Below are 25,674 nucleotides of genomic sequence, written 5' to 3'. Positions count from 1 at the left end.
CAAAAAATGCATTAATGGGTACAAGTTAGAACAATTCGAACTGTTTTAGCTCAAAATTGTTTACGTTAACGTTAACAAACTGTGCAACCATTTCTAATAAAGGTACAATCTGTTTATCTATATACAATGGGTAGTCATAGCTATGCAGCCCCTGATACAGCTCAACACCGTGGGTTGTGTAAACGAATGTAACAAATTCACCTCTTTTTGGCGTAAATTCACTATTTTGTTTCTGAAACTTTTTTACTGCTTGTACATGGGGTGGGATATTTTTTTGATAATCGGTTAAGTTTTGACCTAAACGTTTTTTAAAAACCAGCAAATGATCAAATTCGCCACGTAAAAGTTTACTAATGTAATCGTTTACAAGGTCACTAATTTGCTCAGGTTGATTAAAAAGGAGGGTAAATAAGTCAAATTGGAACTGTTGAGCCAGTTTAGTCCAGTCACTTCTTACGGTTTCTAAGCCTTTAAAAACCAATTTTGATTCTTCCGGCTTTATCAACTGACCTACATAGCGCTTTTTAGACCCCACACTTTTACCTCTTATGGTGGGTAAAAAGAACGGGCTGTAAAGCGATTCAAACTCTATTTCTAAATGGCTAGTTAAATTATATTTAGCGTGTATGTGTTGCTGCCACAACGTGTTTATGTGTTTAGCTAACTGTTTACCTATTTTATTACACACTTCAACACTTAAATCATCCGTTAATTTTACAAAGGTCGAATCGGTATCGCCGTAAATAACACTATAACCTTGCTCTTCAATCCACTTTTTAGTTTGCTGCATTATTTCATGGCCACGTAAAGTAATAGAACTTGAGAGTCTAGGGTCATAAAAACGACAGCCTTGTGATCCTAATACACCATATAAGCTGTTCATTATTATTTTAATGGCTTGGGATAGCATTAAATCGTGATTATCTTTAGCTCGTTGACGCTGGAGTGCTAGGCTTTTTATAAGCTTGGGTAAGTGGTGCTGCTCTCGAGAAAACTGTGCGCTATTAAAACCTTCAATACTATTTTCAGGGTTTTCAATCCCTTCTATCAGGCCAAGCGGGTCTATATGAAAGGTTTGCATAATACTGGGGTACAGGCTTTTAAAATCAAGCACGATGACATTTTTATACAGCCCCGGTACCGACTCCATAACATAACCACCTGGACTTTCAAAAGTCAGCCCATGATCGCCCATATTGGGGGCTACATAACCGCTTCTATGTAGTAAAGGCAAATACATGTTTACAAAAGCCGCCACTGAGCCGCCACGCTTTTCGAGCTCAAGGCCGGTTAGCTGTGTGCGAATAACTGCAAAATCGAGAAGCTTTAGCTTATCGAAAATTTTATTAACAAGTATGCAGTCTTGGCGGTTGTAGTTAGCGAGCGCGAGCTTATCTTCATTAAATTGACGAATAATCTCTTGTAAGCCGTTACTGGACTCGATTAATTTAGATTCACCTAAAATCTCTTTTGAAACATTGGCAAGTGAGAAGGTCTCGAAGCTATAAGTGGCATTTTTTAAGGTATCAATGCCATCTATTACGCAGCGCCCAGGAATAGACACCCGTGTAAAATGCCCTTTTCGAACATATAAAGGAAGGTTTCCTCTTCCTAGTAATAGTTTTACTCCAAGTGCCACAGAGCGCTCATAAATAACTGCAAAATCAAACTCAATAACATTCCACCCAATAATAATATCTGGGTCGCATTGCTTAATAAGTGTTACAAGCTGATGCAATAGAACAACCTCGTCTTCGCACCATATAATAGTATAACCAATGTTTGGATCATGATACTCAGGTTCGCCAATCATAATCACGCAGTCTAAACCACAGCCTACTAAGCCAACAGAAAACAGCACTCCACTTTCATTACACTCTATATCAAGTGATAACTTAGAAAGTGTAGGTGTATAGTCTGCGTTAGCTTTTAATTTAGCATCTAAAATTTCAATGTAATGCGCATGATCTACTCGTTTACCCGTAACCCACGCTCCACCTTTAATAAAGCGTTCCATTAAATAGCGCTCAATGGGCCTTATATCATCTTCATAAAGTGTAATACCGCGACTTTTTAACGCTTTGCTCGCACTATAAAAGTGTTTGAGCGAGTAAAAGTAACAGCCACACATTACTTGCTGCTGAAAGTTTTTAAGTGAAAGAGGTTTGATTAAAAAGTTCAGTGATTCGGCAGATAAAATAGCTTGAGCTGCTTTTTCATCTGACTTTTTTATAAAAAATAGCGCGGTTTCATTCTCAGAAATTGTTTTTATAGGTCCATTATCGGTAGCAAACCAAATTTCATATTGTAAACCCTGAGCGCTATCGTGCGCTTGTGCAGAAAGTACAAAGCCAGAAGTTAAATACACTATCAATAAACCTTACTTATATTTTGTTTTTCTACTTTAGGGCCTATAAACATTAAGGGTTGATAATTGTTCAATCTCAAAATATAAACAGACCACAATAGGGAGTAATTTATAAACTTAAAAAATCGCCGCATTAATTTACTAAATTAATTTCATCGTTGCTTGTAGTTACACGGTTATAACTCTAAAATTCCTACACTGTAATTATATACATATTTTAGGTTTATCTCCCCATGCTTTCTGACCAACTAAAAAAAACCATTAGGCAAGTACACCAGCATGTGGCTAATAACCTCATTGATTACCGCCCGCGTAGTAGCCAAAACTACCTAGTTGCCGAAATAGCAAAAACACTGGCTGGCGAATACCATAAAAAGCAGCGCATTTGTGTAATTGAAGCAGGCACAGGTACAGGTAAATCACTTGCCTATTGTTTAGGCGCACTACCGCTTGCCCTTGCACAAAAAAAGAAGCTAGTTATTTCTTCGGCTACCGTGGCACTGCAAGAGCAATTAATAGCAAAAGAGCTGCCTTTTTTTAAAAAGCATTCTGGGCTCGACTTTAAGTTTGACCTAGTAAAAGGCAGGCAGCGCTATATATGTGCCCATAAACTACATAACGCAGTTAATGGCGATAGCCAAACGCAAATGGAGTTTATGCCCACACTTACCTCGCCACTAAGTGATATGGAAACAAAGTGCTTAAAAGGTCTTTACGATGCATATGTAAATAAACAATGGCAAGGTGACAGAGATAGCTGGGCCGACACCATCCCCGATAGGGTATGGAACTTAATCGCCTGCGATAAACACGCATGCCAACGCCAAATGAAAGCCCACCAAACTTGTCCATTTCAGCTTGCTCGTAATCAGCTTATGCAAATGGATGTACTTGTAATTAATCATTCGTTATTACTCGCTGATTTGGATTTAGGGGGTGGTAAAATTTTACCCGAGCCCGATAATACTATTTATGTAATAGATGAAGCGCACCACCTTGCGCATATTACCCGCGACTTTTCATCGGCAGCGGCCACTATTAAAGGCACTATTGATTGGCTCGATAAGCTCACCAAATTTAGCGGCAAAATGTCTAAGGTACTAGTGGGGCAAAAAGCCATTGGGCAAAACTTTAAGCTATGCGATAGCATTAACGATGCTAATAAAGACTTAAAAGTAGTGCGTGATATTCTTGATAATGCCGACTTTGAATATTCAAAAGACGACACATACCGTTTTGAGCATGGCGAAATACCAAAATCATTGCACAACAAAGCTAAAGATATAAGTGATGCCACCCTAGATGCACTGCGTTGTTTAAATAAAATGCACGATACCCTCACGCAAGATGTAAGCGATGGCGATATAAAACCCTACGTTGCCGACCCTGTTTTGGCCGAAAGCGGACACTACATAAACCGCTTAGAGCAATTAAATAAGCTGTGGTATAGCTATGCAAATAAAGGCGAAGGCACACCCCACGCTAGGTGGATAAAGCGTTTAGAATATAAAAACCATCACGATCACCTATTAAGTGATTGTCCTATCGAAGTTGGCTACTACTTAAAAGACAAACTATGGAATGAATGCGCCGGTGCAGTTTTGTGTTCTGCTACTTTAAGTGCTCTCGGTTCGTTTGATCATTTTGCTTATGAAAGTGGCTTAGCAAAAGAAGAAGGTGTTAAGTTTATTAAGGTCCCCTCTCCTTTTGATTACCCTAAACAAGCAACCTTGCGTATTCCGGTAAGTAAAATTGAGCCAACCGACAAAGCCTTTAGCGATCATATAGCGCAAACCTTGCCTGAGTACTTAAACACAAAAAAAGCTAATTTAGTGTTGTTTGCATCGTATTGGCAAATGGACCATGTGGCTAAGTTTCTTAGAACAAAAGGTTTTAACTTATTAGTGCAGGGCGAAATGTCGCGAGAGGCATTATTGAAAAAGCACACTCAAAATATTGATAGTGGTAAAGGTAGTATTTTGTTTGGTACGCAAAGCCTCTCAGAAGGGCTTGATTTGCCTGGTAAATATTTAGAAAACCTAATAATTACAAAAATACCATTTGCCGTACCTACATCACCAATAGAAGAAGCCCAAGCCGAATTTGTACAAAGTAAAGGCGGTAACCCGTTTTTGTCTATCACCGTGCCCGATGCAGCAAAGAAATTGGTACAAAGCTGTGGTAGACTGCTGCGAAAAGAGAGCGATGAAGGCCGTATAACCATTCTCGATAGACGCTTAGTTACCAAGCGCTACGGCAAAGCCATGCTCGACACCTTACCACCTTTTAAAAGACAAATAGATTATTAATGTTTGAACTTGCACTAGATCCCACAACACTGGCAGTTTTATGTGCCGCGGCCCTTGCTGCTGGCTTTATTGATGCAATTGCCGGCGGCGGTGGGTTACTTACCGTACCCGCACTACTCACCGCAGGCTTGCCACCGCATGTAACGCTAGGCACAAACAAACTTGCGGCAAGCTTTGGCTCATTAACGGCCAGCTACACGTATTATAAAAAAAATCTATTTAGTCCTACGTTTTGGGCAAACTCCATTTTTGCTACCGCCATAGGCGCTGTGATTGGTACGTTAATAGTTGATCATTTAAGTATTGAATTTTTAAATAAGCTTTTGCCTATTATTATTATTATGGTGGCCTGTTATAGCTTGTTTGGTAGCTTAAGCACCACACAAGGGGATGATTTACCAAGAGTAACCCCAATACTTAAACTAAAGCAGTGGTTGCAGGGTTTAGCGTTAGGTTTTTTTGATGGTGTAGCAGGCCCAGGCGCTGGTACTTTTTGGACCGCATCTAATAGTTTATTTTATAAAATGAGCTTGCTGCTTAACTGTGGATTAGCCCGTTCAATGAACTTTGTATCTAATTTTATATCGCTTATTACCTTTGTGGCACTTGGTCATGTAAACTTTTTATTAGGCCTAATCATGGGCTTTTTTATAATGTTAGGTGCTTGGATTGGCGCTCACTCAGCCATTCGCTTTGGCGGTAAGTTTATTCGCCCTGTTTTTAACACTATGGTTATACTGCTAGCATTAAAACTGATTTACGAGGCTTATTTGTAAATGCAAACACACGCGTTAGATAAATTACGCCAACAAGTTGCTACGCTTAAACAACAAGCTGAGCAATTTGATAGCGCAAAGTTGTTTTCTAAAAACCGCTATATGCAGGCGCAGCCTAGTTTATTTGACCGCGGCGTATTTAGTACTAAAAGCATGAACTTAACTGACTACGTAACAGAAATTGAAGACGAAATTACCAGCTTACCACCCAGTGAACACCGCCATGCTTATGCTTATGCACTTGAGCGTATAGGTAATCAAGTACACGCTGTATTTAATGTTATTAAATCGACTCCTATTTGGGCAAAAGAAAACAAAAGCCAGTACAAACCTAGGCCAAAAAATACAGTTTATAAGCAAGCCGTAAAAAAAATTATGCAATCATCGCACGAGCTATACGACGAGCTTAAACAAAACCATGAGTTTGAACGACGCTTAGTGTTAATGATTGAAGAGCGCAAACTACAAATGGAAAAGGCTACCCCAGCGCAAGCACAAAAGCTTAATATGGAAATTTTAACCACGCATGCGCGTTTAGGGCGTTGCCGTAAAGCAATTTCGGCCACCGAAGATAAAATTCAACAAGTCGAAAAACAACAATTACGCTAATGCCGCTTTTTTACCACCCGCTCTACAGTGCTTTAACGCTTCCTGAGCGCCACCGTTTTCCTATTCAAAAATACCAAATGCTAAAAGCAGAAATAGAACGCTTAGGCTTTGGTACTACACAGTTTAATACACCAACCAAAGCAACGCCCGAGCAGCTCGCACTGTGCCATAGCCAAGACTACATAAATGATTTTTTAAACGCCACGCTCAGTAATAAAGCAATTAAAAAAATGGGTTTCCCGTATTCACGCGAATTAGTAGAGCGTACGCTGCTTTCAGTTGGGGCAAGTATTCAAGGCAGCGAATACGCACTAAAACATGGCTTTTGCGCTAATTTAAGTGGAGGCTATCATCATGCATATAGTGATTACGGCAGTGGCTTTTGTATTTTTAACGATTTAGCTGTGGCTGGCGCGCATTTAATCAACACAAACCAAGTCGATACCGTATTAATATTTGATTGTGATGTACACCAAGGCGATGGCACGGCTCAAATTACGCAACATAATAACGCTATTATTACTTGCTCTATTCATTGTGAGCAAAATTTTCCGCGCTTAAAGCAGCAATCCGATTACGACTTCGCTCTGCCTGCCAACACCTCAGACACCGAATACTTAACAACGGTACAACAAGCTCTCGAATTTTGCGTGCGTATTCATAACCCCGATATTATTTTATATAACGCAGGGGCTGATATTTACAAAAAAGACGAGCTTGGTCTATTTAATGTATCCCTTGGAGGTGTTTACAAGCGCGATCACTTTATACTCAATTTTTGTAAAGAGAACAATTTACCTGTTATGTGCGCGCTTGGTGGGGGCTATCAACGCAACGTAGAGTCGTTAATAAATGTGCATAAACAACTATTTAAAGCGGCTATCGATTTATTTTAGTGCTTAGTATACACTCAAATAAACGGACCCCATAAAAGGCGCTAGCACGATGCGACTGCACGACGACATACATAACTTTTACGAAAAAATTGTGGTTGAAGAGATCATTAAACGTAAACTAGATAAAGTTTACAGTGAAGATGTAATGGCCGATTTTTGTTGTACGGTGCTCAATCAACTTCCCCCTCGCTATATTCGCTACGATGTAGATATGGCATTTTATTTACCGCAAAGTGAACGTATTCACATGGAAGAGCGCGTACAAACCGCTATTGATGTAGCCATTACTCAAATTTCAAAAAAGAAAGACTTAAATGACCAGCCCACTTGATAACGCCCCTACACATGTAAAACTTGCGGTGGATTTAATTATGCTGCTGGAGCAGCACGAGGTTGCTCCAGAGGATGTATTAAAAGCACTCGAAATTGTAAAAAGTGACTTTGAGCAAAAACAAGCTACAGCTTAGCATTACTCTTTTGTTTGCACATCGTATTTAGTCACAGTGCCCTCGTGTTTGTTACAGTCTATTTTAATTTCGCCAAACGTGCGTTTTGGGGTAGTCGAGCGACGGCACGTCATTTTTTGTGCTTTACTACCATACTGGCTTATGTACAACGCAACGGTTTCGTCTATTTGTTGCTGTTGCGCCGAAGTAGCCGCGTTATAAAACGTATTGTATTGCGCCTGCCAACTTTCAACTCCAGCCTCTTTTGCAACCCCTAGCCACCCCATCCCCATGTTAGTGGATTGTGTTAAGTACTGCCCTTTTAAAAACATAAACGACAATGTGTATTGCGCACTTTTATAACCAAGCGCAGCAGGGTCTTTTAGGTACATAAAAGCTTGTTTAAAATCTCCTTTTTTATATGCTTTTATGCCGTTGTACTCATGTTTTTTCATGGTGGTGTCATCGTATAAATTAACAGGCGTAGACCCACAACCACTTAATAAACCCACTCCCATTATTGCTGTGATCAGTAAATACCGGCTCATGACTATTCCTTTTTTATTATTTTTATATGCGAGTACCGAATCTGGCTTACAGTTATTGCCAAGCCTGTTACTCTATAAATTAATTTGTATAATTAAAATACTATCATGAGCTTAGCAAGTTTACTTCGGTTATTTTTTCTGGCTGCAATTTGGGGCGCCTCATTTTTATTTATGCGAATGGCGGCAAATAGCCTAGGCCCAGCGGTGTTAATAGAATTTAGAGTCGGCTTTGCCGCACTCACCCTTTTTATAGTGGCGCTGTATTTAAAACGCCACTTGGCGTTTACTAAGCACACCAAGCACTTTTTTATAATTGGTGCGCTTAATTCTGCCCTTCCCTTTTTACTTTTTGCATACGCAGCGCAAACTATTAGCGCCTCTACTTTATCGATTTTAAATTCAACAACCCCTATTTGGGGCGCAGTGGTAGGTATTATTTGGAGTAAAATCAAACCGACTAAAAGTATGGTTTTAGGTTTGATGCTTGGTTTAATAGGCGTGGCAATTTTAGTTGGGCAAAATCATCTTGTATTAAATACTCATTCACTTATTGCGATTGCAGCAGCGCTAAGCGCCTCTCTGTGTTATGCCATTGCATCACATTATACAAAAAATGCCCCTAAGCTTGCACCGTTCGATAACGCACACGGCTCTATGTGGGCAGCCAGTTTTATAGTACTACCCCTTATACTTTTTATGCCTATTCGCGAAGTACCTAGTACCGACGTTATGCTTGGCGTGTTAGCCCTTGGCGTGGTGTGTACCGCACTTGCTTATATTTTATTTTTTAAACTTATTGACGATATAGGCCCAACTTCAGCTTTAACGGTCACGTTTTTAATTCCGTTATTTGGCATTTTTTGGGGGCATGTAATTTTAGATGAGCAAATAGGGCCAAATACGTTACTCGGCGCATTATTTGTTATTATGGGCACTATGCTGGTTACTGGTTTTTTACCACGAAAAAAGCACTTAGCTAAAACAAGCTAAGTGCTTATATCAAGAACTTTTACCAAACGCTTACTTTTGAGCCTTTTTGCTTAAATTTTCAATTAAGTCTTGAGCGCTATAGCTGTTATCGCTGGGTTTAATGCCTTTGCCCATTTTAATGTCAATCAGGGTGTGTACTTCTTTGCGTTTATCATTATTGCTCACTTGTACTCCTACGCTATTGCTCGGACGTACACGTGTTTCGCAGGTTAAAAAACCACAGTTTCGCTCATATTGCTGACTGTGTGATGCACTAATAGATGATGCGGGCGCTTGCGATTTAGACTCAACAAAGGTTTCTTTATTTGTTACAACAAACCAGTCGTAGCCTTGTGCTTGGGTAAGCTCAGCCGCGCGCAATAATGCATAGTCACCGGCATCGGCTACGTTGTTTGATACACTTTTAAACTCGACGCGGTATTGATCGTCACTAATTTTTTGCTCGCTATAACCTTGTGAGCCATTATTAGCTGGGCGGTAGTCGGGTTTTGATGCGCAACCCGCCATAAGTAAAATACTGATAATTAAAATAGATGTTTTCATCATTCACCTCGTTTTATAAAAACTATTATTGGTTTAACTGCCACTTTACACTAATTGCTTGCTGCTCTTGCGCTCTATCTAGTGGTGCGCCGCTGATCATGCTGTCTATAACAGCATCTAACTCATTGTTGTTAGACGCTGTTTGATATTGCGCGCCGTTATTACTTTGCTGCGCGACTGTTTGCGCTTTAATTTGCCAACCGCTTTGTGTTTTACAAGCAATGCTTGTTTGCGTTGTATTGTTTGAGCTTAGTGCATACTGCCTACAAAGCTCACCTTGCTGATTTTTAAAACTAAGCTGCGCGCTAAATACTGAGCCATCACTTTGCTCATATTTACCACTACTTAGCTGTGTATTAAGGGCTGAAGCTATGTTACTGGCTACTAAATTTTGCGACTCATTGGGTTGTAAGTAACTCGTCATTGCTATCCCAAATACCACGGCAACGCTTGCAGCTATTGCTAAGCTTTTATTAGCCGATTGCTTAACCTTTTGCCAAGGCGTTAACGTTACTACATTGCTATTTAACGTGTTTTTTGTTGTTGCTGTATCAAGCTTTGCAACCGTTTTAGCTAATGAGTCACTAAGGGGGGCGTCATCAATACTTGAAGCGTGCTCTTTCACGAGCATGTCTACTTCGCTTAGCTCTGCAAGTCGCATTACTAGTTCATCATCGGTTTCAAGGACTTTGCGCACTTGCTCCATTTCGTGCTCGCTGAGTTCTGAGTCTAAAAAGGCGCTAAGTGTTTCGTCGTTAATGTTCATACTTGCTCCTTTTTAAAGTCGGGTTTTATTAAATTATAAAGTGTACTGCGTGCGCGCGATAATTTACTCATTACACTGCCTATAGGTATATCGAGCGTTTGTGCGACTTCTTTATAGGCCATGCCCTGCACTGCCACCAGCGATACAATGGCCCGTTGCTCTTCGGGTAATTGCCCAAGTGCTGTATTTACATTTTTAAGCATTTGTTTATTTTCGAGTGTTTGGTGCTCATTACTTGTAATTGGCTCTGGTAATATATCGGCCTGAGCCGTATTTTGCCTTACTTTGCGTGAGCGGTACTCGTCTATCCACACATTACGGCAAATTTTAAACGCCCATTTAGCAGGCTCAACGTCATCCGGAATACCTTTTACTAATAGTTTTTCAATTGTTATTTGCACTACATCGTCTGCATCTGCTTTACTACCCGTTAGCGAATAGGCAAAGCGCCTAAGCATGGGCAATAAGGTTTTTAGAGTTTCGTTCATTGATTTTTACCCCTTTTATAAAGAAGACGATTCAAAAAAACATTTATTCCCAAATAATCAAAATAATTTGAATAATGAAATATTTCTATGTGTTAAACGTTAACTAAGCAGCATGATAAATTTAATAGAAGTAACCCACTATGAATATTAAAAACACACGCGTTAAACACATAATAGCCACTTCGCTTTGCGTATTTAGCGCAACGAGCTCAGCTAATATAGTAAAAGTTGATCAGGTGCTTGGGCAGTTAAACCCTATAGAGCAGCGTATTGAGCAAACTATAGAGCGAGCACAGCACCTGCCGCTTCCAGTGCCTGTACCACAAGTTTCGATTGATGAACTAAAAGCGCAGATAAGTGAGCCTATTAGCAGCTTACCTAATGTGCTTAACATTAATATAAATAGCCAAAACACTGCATTTGTTGAGGTAGAGCTTGAAAACGGCTTTAGAGCAATAGAGCGACAATGGTTATTAATGGCAAATAGCCAACAACTTAATGCCCTAAAGCAGCAAAATGTAACTATTGTGTCGGTAAAAAATTACAACGCACTTAATATGAGCTTAGTGCGCTTTAACGCACCCCAAGGTCTTAATTCTAAAAGTGAGTTATTAAAAGCACTTAACCTAGATAAGTCTGTAATACTTGACCGAAACCACATTTACCAAGCGCAAACAGGCGAGCCTACCTTAAAAGTAACGCAAAATAAGCCTATTGCGTCCTACTGCATACAAAGCGTAAAAATTGGCATGATCGACAGCGCCATTAATACCAAACACAGTGCATTTAAAGGCGCAAATATCACTACGCAAAGCTTTTTACCACAAGGATTAAGCTCGCCAAATTTACACGGCACCGCCATTGCAGGGCTAATTACAGGTAAAGGCGCAAAACTTAGCCCGCTTTTAGGCAGTGCCAAGCTTTACAGTGCCGAGGTGTTTTATAGGCAATCTGACTATGCACAAGGGGCTACATTATTTGCCATAGTAGAAGCACTTAACTGGCTAGTTAGTAATAAAATACCCGTAATAAATATGAGCCTAACAGGGCCAAATAACGCAGTTTTAGAAGCAAGTATTACTGCTGCAATAAAACAAAACGTGTTAATTGTAGCTGCTGCAGGTAACCAAGGGCCGGCGTCGCAGCCATTATACCCAGGTGCATATAAAAGCGTGATAGCGGTAAGTGCTATTGATGCAAATAACCAAATTTATAGGTGGTCAAATAAAGGTGATTACATAGACTTTGCAGCCCTTGGTGTAAATGTTGTTACAAGCCAAGGCAATGGAAAATTTGGTAGGGAGTCGGGTACGTCAATGGCGGCGCCGCATGTAAGCGCGGCATTAAGTTGTTTATTGTTAAAGCATGGTAATAATAAAACCAAAGCACTTAACGAGCTTACATCGCTGGCCGTCGATTTAGGCGAGCAAGGCAAAGACACCACCTTTGGTTATGGTGCCATTTACCCACCTAAAAGTGCACTTTAACTGACGCCGATAAAACCGACTGCGTATAGGTATTACTACTAAGCTTTGATTGATAATCGCCATATTCAGCCTCAGCTATGAGTGTTACGTGCTCAAACACAGCTAGGTTATAAAACGCATTAACTACATTTCGATGCTCATCTCGCGACGGTATTTGCTCAAAGAAATCATCCGTAGTTTGCTCATCGTAATCTTTATTTTGATAACGCCAGCCTGCCCCCACTTTGTTAGCCATATTAAAGGCCGTAAATTTGTGCGTAACTTTAGTAGTAAAACCGTAGCCGTTAAAGTCGTATTGGTTGTCGTCGGCGTTTTCTTTATCGGCACTTAGCGCTGCCATTAGCATGGTTTGACCATTATTTATAAAATGATAAAGCGCTACATCGCCGCCTACACCGTCGGCATTACGTGCTTTTGCAGTAGTAAAACGTTTAGCTTTGGTTTTTATGCTCATACGCAAATACGTATACGGGTTTAAAAAATGACCATAATAAACACTGGCTTGATTAAAATGTAAAAATGGTTCGCCATCTACATTTGCTTTTGCACCATCGTAACGACCCCCTACCTCATGGTTATTAAAGCTGTAGCTGCCATCTAAACCATATTGATGCAGGCCTAAATCGTATTGATCAAACTCATCGTAGTCTTGTTGTTCAAACTTATAGCTTGATGTTAATTTAGCGCCTTTGGTTAATTGCCATTTTGCATTAACACCGGCTGCGGTTTTTATGCCGCTGTCGCTTTGCGACGAAATATCGTCAAGTTCCTGGACAGAGAGCGCCGAGTTACTTAATACCCCAACTTCTGCATCTGCATTTACCTCGAGGCTGCTTTTAAAAGGTTTAGTTTGCTCAGGTGTTTTAACGTGGTTAGTTTGTGCAAGCACCGCTTGGGCACTAAAAACACACAATGTGGCGGTTATAACTGCTTTCATATTTATTCTCCAACAGGCCGAATAGGTTTCCCTATTCGGCATTTGTGCAAACACACTTAGGGCGTATTAAAGACCTAGGTCTAAATCGTTAGTAATGTTGGTTACTACTTCACTTGCGGTGCTAAGTGCTACATCGTTACTAATTTGATCTGTGACCGCCGCACTCACCTGCCCACTAACACTTTGCTGTACCGTGCTTTGTAAACTGCTAACCGTACTGTCTTGCACACTGGCAATTAGAGATTGCTGAACACTGCTTACTACTTCATTACTGGTATTAATTGCATCACCCACTTGCAGTGCAGAACTCACTGAGTTTGCAGCCGTATTAGTAATTGCTAACTGGTTTGTAAGCTCACCCGCATTAAGCGCATTTGTTGCATCAGCTTGTGTTACTGAATCGCTAGCGCTACTCATATTTGAAACTAAAGAGGCACCTGTTGATGTATCGGTAGTGCCTTCCTGTGCAGCTTGTTCAGAGGTAACAGAAAGTAATGATGACTGGCTCGCAGCGGCTGTTAAGTTACCCGCCGATGAGGTTAACTGCGCTGTTGTATCAAGCGCTGTATTAACTGTGGTATTGCTTGTGGCATTTAAAGACGAAGCCGATGCGTTCAATGAGTTATTTAAAGATGAGCCGGCAGATGCAACTAATGAATTTGCAGGCTCTACAGCCTCGCTGCTTTCTTGCGCTGGAGTTTGTGAATTATTAGCCGTTGAATCTGTATTTTGCGAGTCATCAGCCGTTACTTGTGTATCGTTAGATACGTTTGTGTTATTGCTACCACTGGCTGTTAAACCGTTTTGTGAAAACGAAATAGATGTAGCTGTTTGTTGCTGCGCCGACGTTGACTGAGATAGTTCAATATCAGCGGCGTGCACTGCACCTGTAAAAGTACACACACCGCTTAACATCATTACGCTTACAATTTTATTTAATTTAGTCATTGTTTTGTCCTCTAGTTTGTCGGATTGACATAAAGAAGACGATTTACAAAAACCCTTTATTCCAAAAACAAATAAAAATTTGTAGTAACGTTAATTAATTACTTAATTTTCATATTCTTAAATATAAGTTACTCGTTTACTGCGTGTGCGTTTCGCTGTTTTGGATCAGCAATAACAGCTCGGCAGTGGCGGTAGCATCGGCCAATGCGCGGTGATGGCTGGTTAAATTTAAATTAAAATGCGCGCTAAGGTTACCTAGCGAATACGACTTTAGCCCTTTAAACGCTTTGCGCGATTCAACCACGGTGCACATTTTTGGCATTTTAAAAAAGTGCCCTGCAACCTCGCATTCTTTTTTTATAAAACCGTAATCAAAGTTTACGTTATGGGCTACAAAAATACTGCCTGCGAGTTTATCTAGTAGTGGCTGTGCTATATCGGCAAATACAGGCGCGTTGTAAACCATGCCATCGCTTATGCCGGTTAGTTTAGTAATAAAGCTTGGGATATGGCGCTGCGGATTAATAAGTGTCGTCCAGGTATCTATTACTTTACCGTGCTGCACTTTAACAATGCCAATTTCGGTAATGCGGTTACCGCCTTTTAAGCCGCCCGTGGTTTCTATATCAACCACACTGTAAATACGGTTTGGGTCTACAAACCACTTAACTGCAGCAATATGTACTGTAAAACCTACATTTTTTAAATTATCAATAGTGGTAAGTTGGTTACGCCTAAGTTTATCGCCTGGGGCTTTTACCTCTTCAAAATGTACTTGGCCATTATTAATAACCATTAAATCGGGGTAGCCGTCTTTTAACTGTAAATAATGTTTGCTCATGGCCGTTAAGTGCGCAATTAACGCCTCAAGCGGGCTGTTTAAAATAAGCGCCTCTAGTGGCTCTAATAAATTGCTGCGCCATCTAAATAACCCATTGGGCTGCTCAAAGTATTGCGCGGCATGCTTACATACCAAATTAAGCAGCGCCTGATTAGTGCTAAAGCTTTTTAAACGTGCGTTAATTTGCGTGCTTTGTGCTTCATAAAAATTACCAAGCTGCAAAACTTGCGGGTAAATATCAAATTCATTACACGGCGGGTATGGCGACTCTATAAATAACTCGTGCCAAAATACTAAACCAAATAAGCTTTGCCATAAGGTGTTTTCGGTATTAAAAACCGTTAACCCTTTTGCGGTGTAATGCTCATTTACGCCTTGCTCTACATCCCCTCGGTAAATTTCGTCAATTTCAAGTACACATTGGGTGTCGGCTAGCATAGTGCTTAAGCGCGAACGCGTTTGTTTATTAAACTTACGCATTAAAAAGTCGTCCGCAAAGTACAGTAGGTCGTCGGTGAGCGGATTTTCTATTATTTGCTCTAGCTGCGCTTTTACCCACTCTTTATTACCTAAACGGTATTGCTCTCTTATTTGAATCTCTTGGGCTTCGGCGTAATCGGTGCAGTCTTCTAGTAGGCTAAAGGCAAGTTCGCTATTGGTATTTTTAAGTTGTTTATACAGCCTAACCAGCAGCTTGTTTTTAATATCGTGCGCTTGTGCACCGTTCGCCGGTTGCGCTAAAACTAAATGCGCAAGCTCGGTGTAAGGTGTTTTATCATCCAAGGTTTCAGCTTTTGTATTACCGGCTGTTTTGCCAATGTTTTTAAACGCTAAACGGTAACGGTTTAAAACATAATTAGATTGCGCCTCAGCGAGTGTATTAAAGCGCGACAAGCTCTCGCTGTGCCCTTCGCGGGTAGCGGTTAACCCTAAATCGCGCATAACAAAGCGGTTTTGATGATTTACATCGCCACTACTTAAGCGCCCTGCAAATAAAAACTCAAAATACTCGTAATAATCTTCTCGGTTATTAATGACATACTGGCTATATAAAGAGGCTAAATCATCTGCGCGCCCACTAAAAAATTGGCACGCAATAGTGACCAACTCCCCTTTAGCTGCGCTTTTTTTAAAGCTTACTTGCTCACTGTAATTACTGAGCAACTCCACCAGCATGGGCTTAGTTAAATGCGCTATAAGTAGCTTGTAATGCTGCGCGTTTGGCTCATATAAAATACCCGCTGTTTTTAGCGTATAAATAGCCTGATGCGGCGAGGTTATTTCTTCATAATTGAGCGATTGCGCCTGCACTAAATAAGGCTTGCGCGAATACACACGTGCCAACATGCATTGGCTTTGCTCATCAAGCTGGTTAATTTTACTAATAAATTGGCTGTGTTTGGGCTCAAGTAAATGCATACATTTACTTGTTACAAACTCAATAAGCTCTCTAAAATGCGCTAAATAGTATTTTGCTGGTAATTCTTTTTTCATAACATCGCCACAACTGTATATAAAAACAGTATCTAGCATTTGTGCTTATTATTCAATCTTAAACTTGCAACTAAAACACGCTATAGTGATCGTATAAAAGTAAATTCATTAAAAATAAAGGACTTACCATGAGCGCGCACCCGTACGATGTTTTATCACTCAATAACGGCGCAAATATTATTTTTACGCCTTGCCCTGGTACAAAAACACAAAACCTAGCGGATTCAATTGCCACATTAAAAGCCGCTGACACTCACATGCTGCTATCGCTTATGCCGCAAAAGGAGCTTGAAAAAAACAACGTAGAAAGCATTAATAGTGAGTGCAAAAAGCACGATATAACCTGGTTTCATTTACCTATAAATGACGACGAAGCACCCAAACAGCCTTTTACATCAAGCTGGAACACCCACAAAACCGACATACTTCAAGCCATACAGCAAAAACAAACCATTGCCATACATTGTAAAGGCGGCACTGGCCGCACAGGGTTGATGGCTGCACTTATTTTAAATTCGGCAGGTTACACAAAAGAAGAGGTATATAGCTTAGTACAAAGTATTCGCCCTAAAGCACTGACTATAGAGCTGCAAAAAGAGTACTTTAATAACTTTGAGGTATGAGGGAGAAACTGGGGAATATGTTAACGCTCATTCTTAGTTACCCTTTATAAGCTTAGCCACTTATTAACGGTAACTAATCGTAATTATGTAAACCAAAAAAACACCAAATAGGAATGAGCCAAAACCTGCAGGCCTAAATGTACTTTTAAATTTTTGAGCAGACCACATAGCAAATTGTCGATGACGGCAATTAAGTACACCTCACTCTCCTTAAAACTAATGCCTGCATAAGGTAGTCGCACTTTACTAAAGTTAGCTAAAGAATCGCGAAAGCTAAGTGCTTTGCGCCTCTTTGATACCAATCCGCTTAATTAAGTGAGCTGTTTTAAGGATTGGTAATACAGTTGCTATTAGACTTGAAAACTCATGTAGTAAAAACGATCGTCTTTTCTATCGACTGCAAATCCGATGCGGCTATATAACTTAAATGCAGGGCTACGCTGAAATACTTTGAGATCTATGAATTTGACACTTTGTTGACGAGCCACATCAACCACTTTAGCAATAACATGAGCACCATAACCTTTGTTTTGATAAGTAGCTGCAATTTGAATGTCGCGAAGCTGGCATCGCCCTTCTTCAAACGATAAGCGTACAACACCTATGTGTTCACCCTTACACAAAATATCAAAATTTTTAAGGTTTTTGGTAGCTTGATAAACGTCTTCTACATCCCAATCTACCGCAAACATTTCGTAATAGGGTTTCATATTGTTAAATGTTAAGTGTGCGGCAGCCTTTAAGTCCTTAGTAGCAACAAGCTCTAGCATCCATCTAGCCTCCAAAAAAATTAATACTCAAAAAACTAAGTAACCACTTTAATTGAATACGCTAAACTGCGCTATATATTACGCGTGTTAATTGGTTGTTTAGTTTTAGCCAGCTTTCAGGAGATATATTCAACTTTTAATGTATAAGAAAATGGGCAATATCCATATGACAGCACAGGGTTCACTGCACTTATTTTAAAATCGGCAGGTTATACAAAGGAAGAAGTGTACAGCTTAGTACAAGGTATTAACCCTAAAGCACTCACTATAGAATTGCAAAATGAGTACTTTGAGAGCTTTGGGGTGTAAGGCAGTGATTGGGTAGGATTTAGCACTATGAATAGTGTTAATAATATTTTTATGCTAGTTATAGATTAGCAGTTGATGGGATTAACCACTTGTTATGTTACCAACACTACAGGCACACCGTCGCTTCACCCATATGAATACAACGATATAAACTTTTTGTAGTATTATTTTTAAAGCTAGGGCTTTGGCAGACTTTATGTGGCTTACCTATTTTTGCCTTAATTTCATCTAAATGTTGCCATGTTTCCATCGCAACTCTGTCATGCACAGCTAAGAAGTAGTCTAGCTTTTCTTTCGTGTAATACTTAGCTAGCTCTTGCTTTGAAATGTACATTTCCAGTGCTTTTGACGAGTTGATAATTTGCAAATTGTCCTCGCAGGCCAAGGCTGTTCCCATTAATGAGCCTGCATTTTTATACCTACGCTCAACTTCAGTTTCATTTGTTACATAAGAACATGCGGATAAAAGTAGTAATGTTAAAAGAAAAAAACTCTTAACCTTTGCCATCGTATCTCCTTTTAACGCCGTTTTAAGCGGCAAATTGCTGTGGGCTAAAATAAGTGAGGCACGAACAAAAAGCCAACTGTAATTTGTTCAACTTGAAAACCTTTCTTATACGGGTTGATATCACGAGAGATTCAAATCAATACAGCACTTTTTATATTTTTTTCCACTACCACAACTGCATGGATCATTACGTCCTAGTTTACCTGCTTTCTGATTTCTCGACTTTTTTAAATTATTCGCTAACTCATTTAATCTATCTAGTTCCAAACTTGGTATTTCATCTATCGAGATATCACTCCATTCTACCTTTTCGAGTATTGATTCATTAGAATAAAATAATTCGATTACCAATCTAGTAGCATCATTTACAGCTAGCATAGCCGAGCGAGAGTGCTCCAAAACAAACGTTTCATTTCTAGGGAAACATGACTCTTGCCAGCAAAATACTGTTAACTTGACATCGCCATATAGTGAAAGAGGAAATGGACGTTGAGTTTCTTTTTGTTTCACTAACACTAAATCGATATTATCAATAATTGTTTTTCTACACTCTTCAGCGCAATCTAGTAAATAGCTCGAAATACGAGTTCTACCTTTTTGTTGATTGGTGGATAATACTTTTATTATTTCCATTAAACGCACAGGCATTTTTTGGATAAGTGGAGAAGCCAACTCGGGGTTATTAAGCTTATCAGCAAAATAATTATCTATATCTAATCTATAACCGTGGAAATTAACCCTTGTTTCAGGTGTATCTTTAATACTATTTGCATAAGAAACATAATTATTATGCTTTAGGTACATCCCTAAATGATCAAGTTCATCATCACTTTGGATCACTTCAGAAAGAAATGAATTCATTCTCTGCTCTAAGAAATGTATGAATATAAGTGGGTTAGTAAAAACGTCCGAATATACCCTTAGGTCATCAACAGATATAGACCATGTAGGGGTTTTACCCATTTCAATACCGATAGACTTTAAGTGCTGTATCTGAGCTGCTATTTCAGTAAAACTATCAAGTGTGACAGGCAAAATTGTTATTTTTCTATAGTCAGAATGGGAAAGAACACCAATTTCCCTATGATTTTCATCAAAGATCGAAACTGACGATTCACTCAATAAATAATCAACAAAACGTTGTGCCTGCATAGATGGGTTCAGGACTAATCCTTTTATTGATTTAACATAAGCAGGAAGATCATTTGCTGGCGAAGTATATGTAAAAGCTCCCGCTTTTACTTCAATAACAAATAAATGGTCATCATAGCTAACCAAGCCATCAGCTTCACACCATTCCATCCTTCCTTTTTTACCAACACCTGAGCGATAATAAACAGAGCGATATTCTTGAGAACCTGGAATAAGTTTATTTAAGTATTTAAATGGAAGTTCTTCAGAAATGTTCTTTTGTTTCTCATTCCAGTCAGCCTTGTAAAGAGGAGCATGAGAAAATATAACTCTTTGCATAACCCTATAGAAATTGTCAAAAAGGCTATTTAAATCGAAGCAATAATATTTACTATTTAACTTAACAAAAGGCCTTTTAAATACAGGCCAAATTCTTAATGGCCAACCTCGATATTCACCTTCAGCAAAAAACTCTGTATCCTCACCTCGACCGAAAGATAGTGAAGAAAGCAATTTTTCAGGGATATTAGTTACTTTAGCCACATCAAATAAATCAAGCCCTAATAACCGACCGCATATTTCTTCATTGCGGCTACCCCAGTTATTTTCATCGATAACTAACCGAAGGAATTCGCCAACATCTTCTCCCTCATCAAATTTTTCTCCTTGCATAATTCTATCTTCTGCACATGCCATAACTTCTTTTTGAAACAACTGCATGTCTTTCATGGCATTTCCCATGCCATACATTAATGAATCTTGTATTTTCATTAATTCAGAAATTAACTGTTTGGTACTTATTCCAAAATGTTCTTCAATTACACCTGAGTGGGTTAGCAAAAGGTCTGATAAATGAGCTTCTTGAAATTGATGATATCGTTCACCACGAACATTGCACCAATACATTTGCGTTTTGAAATAGAATTCTTCTTCATCCATATCTATATCAGGGTTTAATAATTTTCTTTTTGCTGTATGGCATATATGGTATTTACAATTAATTAGATTAAATAGTTCTTTAACAGCATTGTTTAGTTCAATCCAATCACTTTCAGATACTTCCGGTTTTAATGTTGAATTTGGTAAAACTGATACAATAATGCTCTGTAAGTAGTCAAGCATTCTTACCGATAGAACGTTCTCTGAATTGGTTTCAATTTCTGACTTTACCCCAATATGTAGCATTGCCATTTCAGTCCAAGCACGCTGTAAAATTGGCTCCGCGGGAAGCTCACTAACCATTAAAGATATTTTATCCACCAATTTATCAATCTGAATTACAATATCATCAAAATCACTAGCTAATTTCTTCTGCAAATCTACAAATTGATTTTCATAAAAATTAGACTGATAAATGGTTTTATCGCCAAATCTAGCCATCTTTAAAGGCCCAACTTGATAATACTCATCTGCTTTTACTTGTTTATTTTTTTTCATGAGGTGCTCACAGTTGGGGATTTAGAGTGCCCGTGGAATAACTTTGTCTACGACATTTGTCTTTTTATAAACTGATAATGTCCCTATATTCAATGCATTCACTTTAACCACCAAATAACCGCATGTAAACAATTACCTAACCTCCAATTAATTTATGTAATTGCAAAAACATACTTAAATGAACAGAGCATTGATATTGTTTCAAGAGGCACTATCCATACAAAGTACATTGTTTATTAAAATTCAGCCTGTGTTATTTAAAAGGCGCTACTTAACTTCAAAGTATTGAATCTAAAGTTTTTAAATTAATACCTTTAAATTAAAGCCCTTAAATTAAAACCTTAAAAACGGCTTAATTTATATTCGCCAACCCCTTTATACCCGCACAAGCATATTCAGCCATAGCACTTTACGATATTATGCTCCTTTATATTCAATTTAACTTTCAGGGCACATAATGACAACGCACACACCGCCTTCCCACTCAGCCAACACAGCTGAAAGCACCTCTCTTTTTTACGTAATTTTTATCTCTGCCGTGGCTGCTATTGGTGGCTTTTTATTTGGTTTTGACTCGGGCGTTATTAACGGCACGGTGTCGGCGCTCGGTAATGCATTTAATTCAAGCAGTGTGGCTACGGGGTTCAATGTAGCCTCGGTATTATTAGGGTGCGCCGTGGGGGCACTTGCAGCGGGGCCGCTGGCTGATAAGTTTGGCCGCCGTGCAATTATGATCATCACCGCAATTATTTTCGCCATTAGCGCGTTTGGTTCGGGCATTAGCGAAAGCTCGGCCGAGTTTATTTTTTACCGCTTATTTGGTGGGTTAGGTATTGGTGCGGCATCGGTATTGGCGCCAGCTTATATTGCAGAGGTTGCACCACCCGCGCTTCGTGGTCGTCTAGCCACATTACAACAGCTTGCTATTGTATTGGGTTTATTTGCTGCGTTTTTAAGTAACTATTTAATTGCTGATGCAGCTGGTAGTGCGCAAAATATTTTAATGCTTGATATAGCCGCTTGGCGCTGGATGTTTTGGGCTGAGCTGGTGCCTGCAATACTGTTTTTAGTGGGTGTGTTGTTTATTCCTGAGTCGCCTCGTTATTTAGTGGCGCAAGGTAAATTGGACGATGCAAAAACAGTATTTAGTAAAATTTCGAACGACAACCTTGATTCGCAAATAAGTGATGTTAAAAGCTCTTTGCAAAGCGATAAAAAGCCGAGTATTCGCGATTTATTTATTGATGGCAGTAAAAAAGTGCACCCGATTGTATGGGCGGGTGTTGCGCTGAGTGTGTTTCAGCAATTTGTAGGTATTAATGTGGTGTTTTATTACGGCTCTGAGCTTTGGCAAGCCGCTGGGTTTGACGAGTCGCAATCGCTATTTATAAATGTATTAGCGGGTACTACTAATATTGTATCGACCTTTATTGCTATTGCCCTAGTTGACAAAATTGGCCGTAAACCACTGCTATTAGTAGGCAGTGTGGGTATGTTTATAAGCTTAAGTGCGCTTACTTATATATTTGGCAGCGCAGGCCTCGATGAAGCAGGCAAGCTTGCACTTAGCGATAACATGGGTACGTTTGCGCTTATAATGGCTAACTTATTTGTGGTATTTTTTGGCTTAAGCTGGGGCCCTGTTGTGTGGGTGTTATTAGGTGAGATGTTTAATAACCGTATTCGCGGCGCAGCGCTTGCTGTTGCAGCAAGCGCACAGTGGATTGCTAACTTTGCCATTACCATGACCTTTCCTATTATGCTGGCTAACATTGGCCTTGCAGGTGCGTACGGCTTTTATGCGTTATCGGCACTTATTAGCATATTTTTTGTGGCTAAATACATTACAGAAACCCGAGGTAAAACACTTGAGTCTATGTAATCGACTTTAATATTTAATCATTCTAGCGTGCTAAATAGCCTAAAAACTTAACACAATAGGTATCATTCAAAATTTAATTAACCTGAGCTGCACATAAGAAATGGAACTAAATGCCCTTGCGGTGATCAGATCTTTCGACCAAGAAGGTATTGTGATCCCCTTCCCTATTACAGCTATTAACACAGTGCAAGAAGCGGCTAATTTTAATAGCGAAAAAAAATAAGCGCGAGATAAGCTCGCGCTTAAATTGCTTTAAAATTTATAGGTTACTTGGCCTACTATTTCACGTGGGCTGCCTGGGAAGTGGCCGTTACGCTCACTAAAGCCACTTACAGCGTATTCTTTATCAAAAATATTATTAAGATTTACGCTTAATAACACATCGTCAAAGCGAGTAGTCCAGCTCATATCAAATACGGTAAAGGGTTTTACTTTTTGGCCATCTTGGCTTATTTGCTCGCTTACGTAATTAGCACCAAATGCTATAGACGAGTCGATACTATCAAGCGCAAAGCGCGACCATAAACCAGCTTGGTGACGCGGCGCATTAGCAAAGCGAGTACCGTCACCGTAGGTGCTTGAAATGGTATCGCCCGTTACACCTTCAACAACTAGTGTATCGTTGTAGGCGTAGTTTGCGGTGAGTGTCCAGTACTCGGTTAAATCGCCCACCAGCGTTGTTTCAAACCCACGGCTTTCTACTTCACCAATATTTAAAAGCGCTGCAATGCCATCGCCCGCCCCCGTGTCGTCTGGGTTACTCATTACTACGTTTTCTTTATTAATTTGGTAAATAGCAAAAGTGCTCATAATTTTGCCATTAAGCCATTGGTTTTTCATACCAATTTCGGTTTGTTTACCGGTCTCTGGGGTTAAGTCACCCTCGCCTTCTACATCTTCTTGGTCGCCCGACGATGCGGGGTTAAAGCTTTCTGAGTAATTTATGTATACCGATGTATTTTCAACGGGTTGGTATGTAACAGCCACTCGCGGCGTTACATCGTTATCAGAGTAACTGTAACCAGTTTCTTTATTTAGCTCTTTAAAGTAATCGTAACGCAGGCCGGCAATCACGGTCCACTGATCGTTAATGCTTACAACATCTTGTACGTATACGCCAAAACGGTCGGTTTCAACACCATCGCGGTTCATGTCGGTAAGGTTATAAGTACTTGGGTCGGTTTCGCCGTAATTTAAGTCAAATATGTTTAAATTAGCCACGCCGTCTGCTTCATAGCGGGCGCGTAAGTAATCGTACTCGGTATCAACTATGTGGTAGTCGCCGCCAAATAATACTTGGTGTGTTAATTGGTCTTGCTCAAAGCTGTAAACAAAGTCGGTGGTTAAGCTTGTTTCTTCGTTGGCGCGGTATTGCTTACGGTATTCGCGTTTAATGGTTTCGTCATCAATGTTTGCTTCACCATCGCCGTTTACATCTACCCAGCTTTGCGACTCATGGTAGGCTTGGTCGCGTTCGTTATCCATGTAACGCAGTGTGCTACTTACAGAAAAATCAGCATTAAAGTAATGCTTTAGCTCAGCTTGCAGCACTAACGCTTCCATGTCTTGGTAATCAAATGCTTCATTTGCGTTGTAACTAGGGTCAACCAAAAAGTTGCCGTTGTCATCTACCGGTACACCACGTAAACGGTTACCGCCTAAGTCTTGTTTGATGTAATCAACAGTGGTGGTGAGCGTGGTTGAATCGGTTAAATCAAATAATAAACCACCGGTAAACTCACTGTTTTTTGAATCTGCATTATTACGAAAGCTGTCTTGCTCTTCGTAATAACCACCTACTCTGTATGCCATGGTGTCGGTTAAACCGCCGGTCATATCGAGTGATGCGCCGTGTGTGTTGTAATTGCCAAGCGTTAGTTTTAGCTCTTTACTATGCGTATAACTTGGCTTTTTAGTTACGTAGTTGATCATACCGCCAGGCTCACCGCCACCATATAACGCAGAGGCTGGGCCTTTTAATACTTCTACACGCGCTACATTAAATAATTGCGGTACACCAAAGCCCGAGTACGGGTCACCACGTACGCCATCGTAAAATACATTGGCATCATCTCTAAAACCACGAAAAGTAACACCCGAATAACTGTACTCGCTTACCCCAGCTATTGAGCGGTATAAATCGGTGATATCGCGCGCGGCTTGGTCAATAATAAGTTGCTCGGTTAATACCTGCGCAGATTGCGGTAATTTAATAAGATCTAAATCCGTTTTAGTCCCAATTTTACTTTCGGTTTCAAGGTAGAACTGCTGAGCGCGCCCTGTTACTTCTATTGTTTCAATTTCGTTATTTTGCTCGGCAAATGCCACATTAGAAAAAGCAGAAAAAGACGCAGCAATACTCAGCGCCAAGTATTTTTGGTTAAACATATTGATCCTGGAAAGAGGTGTATAAAACGCCGCGAATGATAACGACTATCATTACCATGTGCAATGCAAATAATTTCATATTCATCCTTATTTTTCGAATTAATCGCAACTAAAGTAGGTACTTAAAAATGTGTGTGCTGATGTTTTACACAAACCCCCTTTGCGCAGTGTTGAACCAAA

At 39.8% G+C, this 25,674-nt stretch carries 23 protein-coding genes and 1 pseudogene; 12 read left to right on the top strand and 12 right to left on the bottom strand.

Going from position 1 to position 25,674, the window contains the following annotated elements; genetic code table 11:
- Positions 1 to 25: 25 nt before the first annotated feature.
- Positions 26 to 2,368 carry a DNA polymerase II gene (locus AN393_RS02670; protein ID WP_055017234.1) on the bottom strand — a complete coding sequence of 781 codons (2,343 nt, stop codon included), beginning with the start codon at positions 2,366 to 2,368 and terminating at the stop codon, positions 26 to 28.
- Between the two features lie 233 nt (positions 2,369 to 2,601).
- Here AN393_RS02670 and dinG point away from each other — a divergent pair, with 233 nt between their 5' ends.
- Genes dinG through rsmS form a run of 6 tightly spaced genes read left to right on the top strand, consistent with a single transcriptional unit; the run spans position 2,602 to position 7,425 of the window.
- Positions 2,602 to 4,677 carry an ATP-dependent DNA helicase DinG gene (dinG, locus tag AN393_RS02665; protein ID WP_055013922.1) on the top strand — a complete coding sequence of 692 codons (2,076 nt, stop codon included), beginning with the start codon at positions 2,602 to 2,604 and terminating at the stop codon, positions 4,675 to 4,677.
- Entirely contained in the window at positions 4,677 to 5,453 is a 777-nt protein-coding gene (locus AN393_RS02660; RefSeq protein ID WP_055017233.1) for a TSUP family transporter, read from the top strand. Before dinG ends, AN393_RS02660 begins: the two co-directional genes overlap by 1 nt.
- Entirely contained in the window at positions 5,454 to 6,062 is a 609-nt protein-coding gene (locus AN393_RS02655) for a primosomal replication protein (RefSeq protein WP_055017232.1), read from the top strand.
- On the top strand, positions 6,062 to 6,958 hold the full coding sequence (locus tag AN393_RS02650) for a histone deacetylase (RefSeq protein ID WP_055013925.1): 897 nt from the start codon (positions 6,062 to 6,064) through the stop codon (positions 6,956 to 6,958). Before AN393_RS02655 ends, AN393_RS02650 begins: the two co-directional genes overlap by 1 nt.
- A gap of 49 nt (positions 6,959 to 7,007) precedes the next feature.
- Entirely contained in the window at positions 7,008 to 7,289 is a 282-nt protein-coding gene (locus AN393_RS02645) for a late competence development ComFB family protein (protein ID WP_055013926.1), read from the top strand.
- Positions 7,273 to 7,425: a pleiotropic regulatory protein RsmS gene (rsmS, locus tag AN393_RS20015; protein WP_024033713.1), complete on the top strand. Its 153-nt coding sequence runs from the start codon at positions 7,273 to 7,275 to the stop codon at positions 7,423 to 7,425. Before AN393_RS02645 ends, rsmS begins: the two co-directional genes overlap by 17 nt.
- A gap of 2 nt (positions 7,426 to 7,427) precedes the next feature.
- Here rsmS and AN393_RS02640 read toward each other — a convergent pair whose 3' ends face one another.
- Positions 7,428 to 7,952: a hypothetical protein gene (locus AN393_RS02640; protein ID WP_055017231.1), complete on the bottom strand. Its 525-nt coding sequence runs from the start codon at positions 7,950 to 7,952 to the stop codon at positions 7,428 to 7,430.
- Positions 7,953 to 8,057: 105 nt separating this feature from the next.
- Here AN393_RS02640 and AN393_RS02635 point away from each other — a divergent pair, with 105 nt between their 5' ends.
- Positions 8,058 to 8,942 (top strand): DMT family transporter, encoded by an 885-nt coding sequence (locus tag AN393_RS02635; RefSeq protein WP_055017230.1) that lies wholly within the window; start codon positions 8,058 to 8,060, stop codon positions 8,940 to 8,942.
- A 30-nt stretch (positions 8,943 to 8,972) separates the two neighbouring features.
- On the opposite strand, the gene AN393_RS02630 is transcribed toward AN393_RS02635, so the two are convergent.
- From AN393_RS02630 to AN393_RS02620, 3 genes are read right to left on the bottom strand one after another with little or no spacing between them, the layout of a single operon-like run.
- Entirely contained in the window at positions 8,973 to 9,485 is a 513-nt protein-coding gene (locus AN393_RS02630; protein WP_055017229.1) for a CC0125/CC1285 family lipoprotein, read from the bottom strand.
- A gap of 25 nt (positions 9,486 to 9,510) precedes the next feature.
- Positions 9,511 to 10,251, bottom strand: a complete 741-nt coding sequence (locus AN393_RS02625; RefSeq protein WP_055017228.1) for an anti-sigma factor — start codon at positions 10,249 to 10,251, stop codon at positions 9,511 to 9,513.
- Positions 10,248 to 10,739 carry an RNA polymerase sigma factor gene (locus AN393_RS02620; RefSeq protein ID WP_055017227.1) on the bottom strand — a complete coding sequence of 164 codons (492 nt, stop codon included), beginning with the start codon at positions 10,737 to 10,739 and terminating at the stop codon, positions 10,248 to 10,250. The genes AN393_RS02625 and AN393_RS02620 overlap by 4 nt, the downstream gene beginning before the upstream one ends.
- Positions 10,740 to 10,879: 140 nt before the next feature.
- Between AN393_RS02620 and AN393_RS02615 the strand changes: the two genes are divergently transcribed.
- A complete protein-coding gene (locus AN393_RS02615) occupies positions 10,880 to 12,226 on the top strand; it encodes a S8 family serine peptidase (RefSeq protein ID WP_055017226.1) in 1,347 nt (448 codons plus the stop codon).
- Here AN393_RS02615 and AN393_RS02610 read toward each other — a convergent pair.
- The 3 genes from AN393_RS02610 to AN393_RS02600 form a co-directional block, all read right to left on the bottom strand.
- Positions 12,210 to 13,163: a hypothetical protein gene (locus AN393_RS02610; protein WP_055017225.1), complete on the bottom strand. Its 954-nt coding sequence runs from the start codon at positions 13,161 to 13,163 to the stop codon at positions 12,210 to 12,212. The two genes, AN393_RS02615 and AN393_RS02610, sit on opposite strands and share 17 nt — an antisense overlap.
- A 66-nt stretch (positions 13,164 to 13,229) precedes the next feature.
- Positions 13,230 to 14,111 (bottom strand): hypothetical protein, encoded by an 882-nt coding sequence (locus AN393_RS02605; RefSeq protein WP_055017224.1) that lies wholly within the window; start codon positions 14,109 to 14,111, stop codon positions 13,230 to 13,232.
- A 136-nt stretch (positions 14,112 to 14,247) separates the two neighbouring features.
- A complete protein-coding gene (locus AN393_RS02600) occupies positions 14,248 to 16,485 on the bottom strand; it encodes an exonuclease domain-containing protein (RefSeq protein WP_055017223.1) in 2,238 nt (745 codons plus the stop codon).
- Between the two features lie 89 nt (positions 16,486 to 16,574).
- Between AN393_RS02600 and AN393_RS02595 the strand changes: the two genes are divergently transcribed.
- On the top strand, positions 16,575 to 17,069 hold the full coding sequence (locus AN393_RS02595; protein ID WP_055017222.1) for a dual specificity protein phosphatase family protein: 495 nt from the start codon (positions 16,575 to 16,577) through the stop codon (positions 17,067 to 17,069).
- Between the two features lie 350 nt (positions 17,070 to 17,419).
- On the opposite strand, the gene AN393_RS02590 is transcribed toward AN393_RS02595, so the two are convergent.
- Positions 17,420 to 17,839, bottom strand: coding sequence for an N-acetyltransferase (locus tag AN393_RS02590; protein ID WP_055017221.1), 420 nt, complete (start codon positions 17,837 to 17,839; stop codon positions 17,420 to 17,422).
- Positions 17,840 to 18,025: 186 nt separating this feature from the next.
- Between AN393_RS02590 and AN393_RS20505 the strand changes: the two are divergent.
- A pseudogene (locus AN393_RS20505) lies at positions 18,026 to 18,148 on the top strand (protein phosphatase); the annotation flags it as partial.
- A gap of 106 nt (positions 18,149 to 18,254) precedes the next feature.
- Here the strand turns inward: AN393_RS20505 and AN393_RS02585 are convergent.
- Both AN393_RS02585 and AN393_RS02580 read right to left on the bottom strand, forming a co-directional pair.
- Positions 18,255 to 18,656 carry a hypothetical protein gene (locus AN393_RS02585; protein ID WP_055017220.1) on the bottom strand — a complete coding sequence of 134 codons (402 nt, stop codon included), beginning with the start codon at positions 18,654 to 18,656 and terminating at the stop codon, positions 18,255 to 18,257.
- A 120-nt stretch (positions 18,657 to 18,776) separates the two neighbouring features.
- On the bottom strand, positions 18,777 to 21,224 hold the full coding sequence (locus AN393_RS02580; RefSeq protein ID WP_055017219.1) for an SEC-C metal-binding domain-containing protein: 2,448 nt from the start codon (positions 21,222 to 21,224) through the stop codon (positions 18,777 to 18,779).
- Between the two features lie 457 nt (positions 21,225 to 21,681).
- Here AN393_RS02580 and AN393_RS02575 point away from each other — a divergent pair, with 457 nt between their 5' ends.
- Together AN393_RS02575 and AN393_RS20655 are read left to right on the top strand one after the other, a co-directional pair.
- Complete coding sequence (locus tag AN393_RS02575; RefSeq protein WP_055017218.1) at positions 21,682 to 23,106, top strand: sugar porter family MFS transporter; 1,425 nt, start codon at positions 21,682 to 21,684, stop codon at positions 23,104 to 23,106.
- 100 nt (positions 23,107 to 23,206) lie between these two features.
- Positions 23,207 to 23,329: a hypothetical protein gene (locus AN393_RS20655; protein ID WP_268796309.1), complete on the top strand. Its 123-nt coding sequence runs from the start codon at positions 23,207 to 23,209 to the stop codon at positions 23,327 to 23,329.
- A 29-nt stretch (positions 23,330 to 23,358) separates the two neighbouring features.
- Here the strand turns inward: AN393_RS20655 and AN393_RS02570 are convergent, their stop codons facing one another.
- A complete protein-coding gene (locus tag AN393_RS02570; RefSeq protein ID WP_055017217.1) occupies positions 23,359 to 25,494 on the bottom strand; it encodes a TonB-dependent siderophore receptor in 2,136 nt (711 codons plus the stop codon).
- Between the last annotated feature and the right edge of the window lie 180 nt (positions 25,495 to 25,674).

The sequence above is a fragment of the Pseudoalteromonas sp. P1-25 genome, from assembly GCF_001401805.1.
GTDB lineage: Bacteria > Pseudomonadota > Gammaproteobacteria > Enterobacterales > Alteromonadaceae > Pseudoalteromonas.
This window is presented reverse-complemented; position numbering and strand designations above follow the sequence as displayed.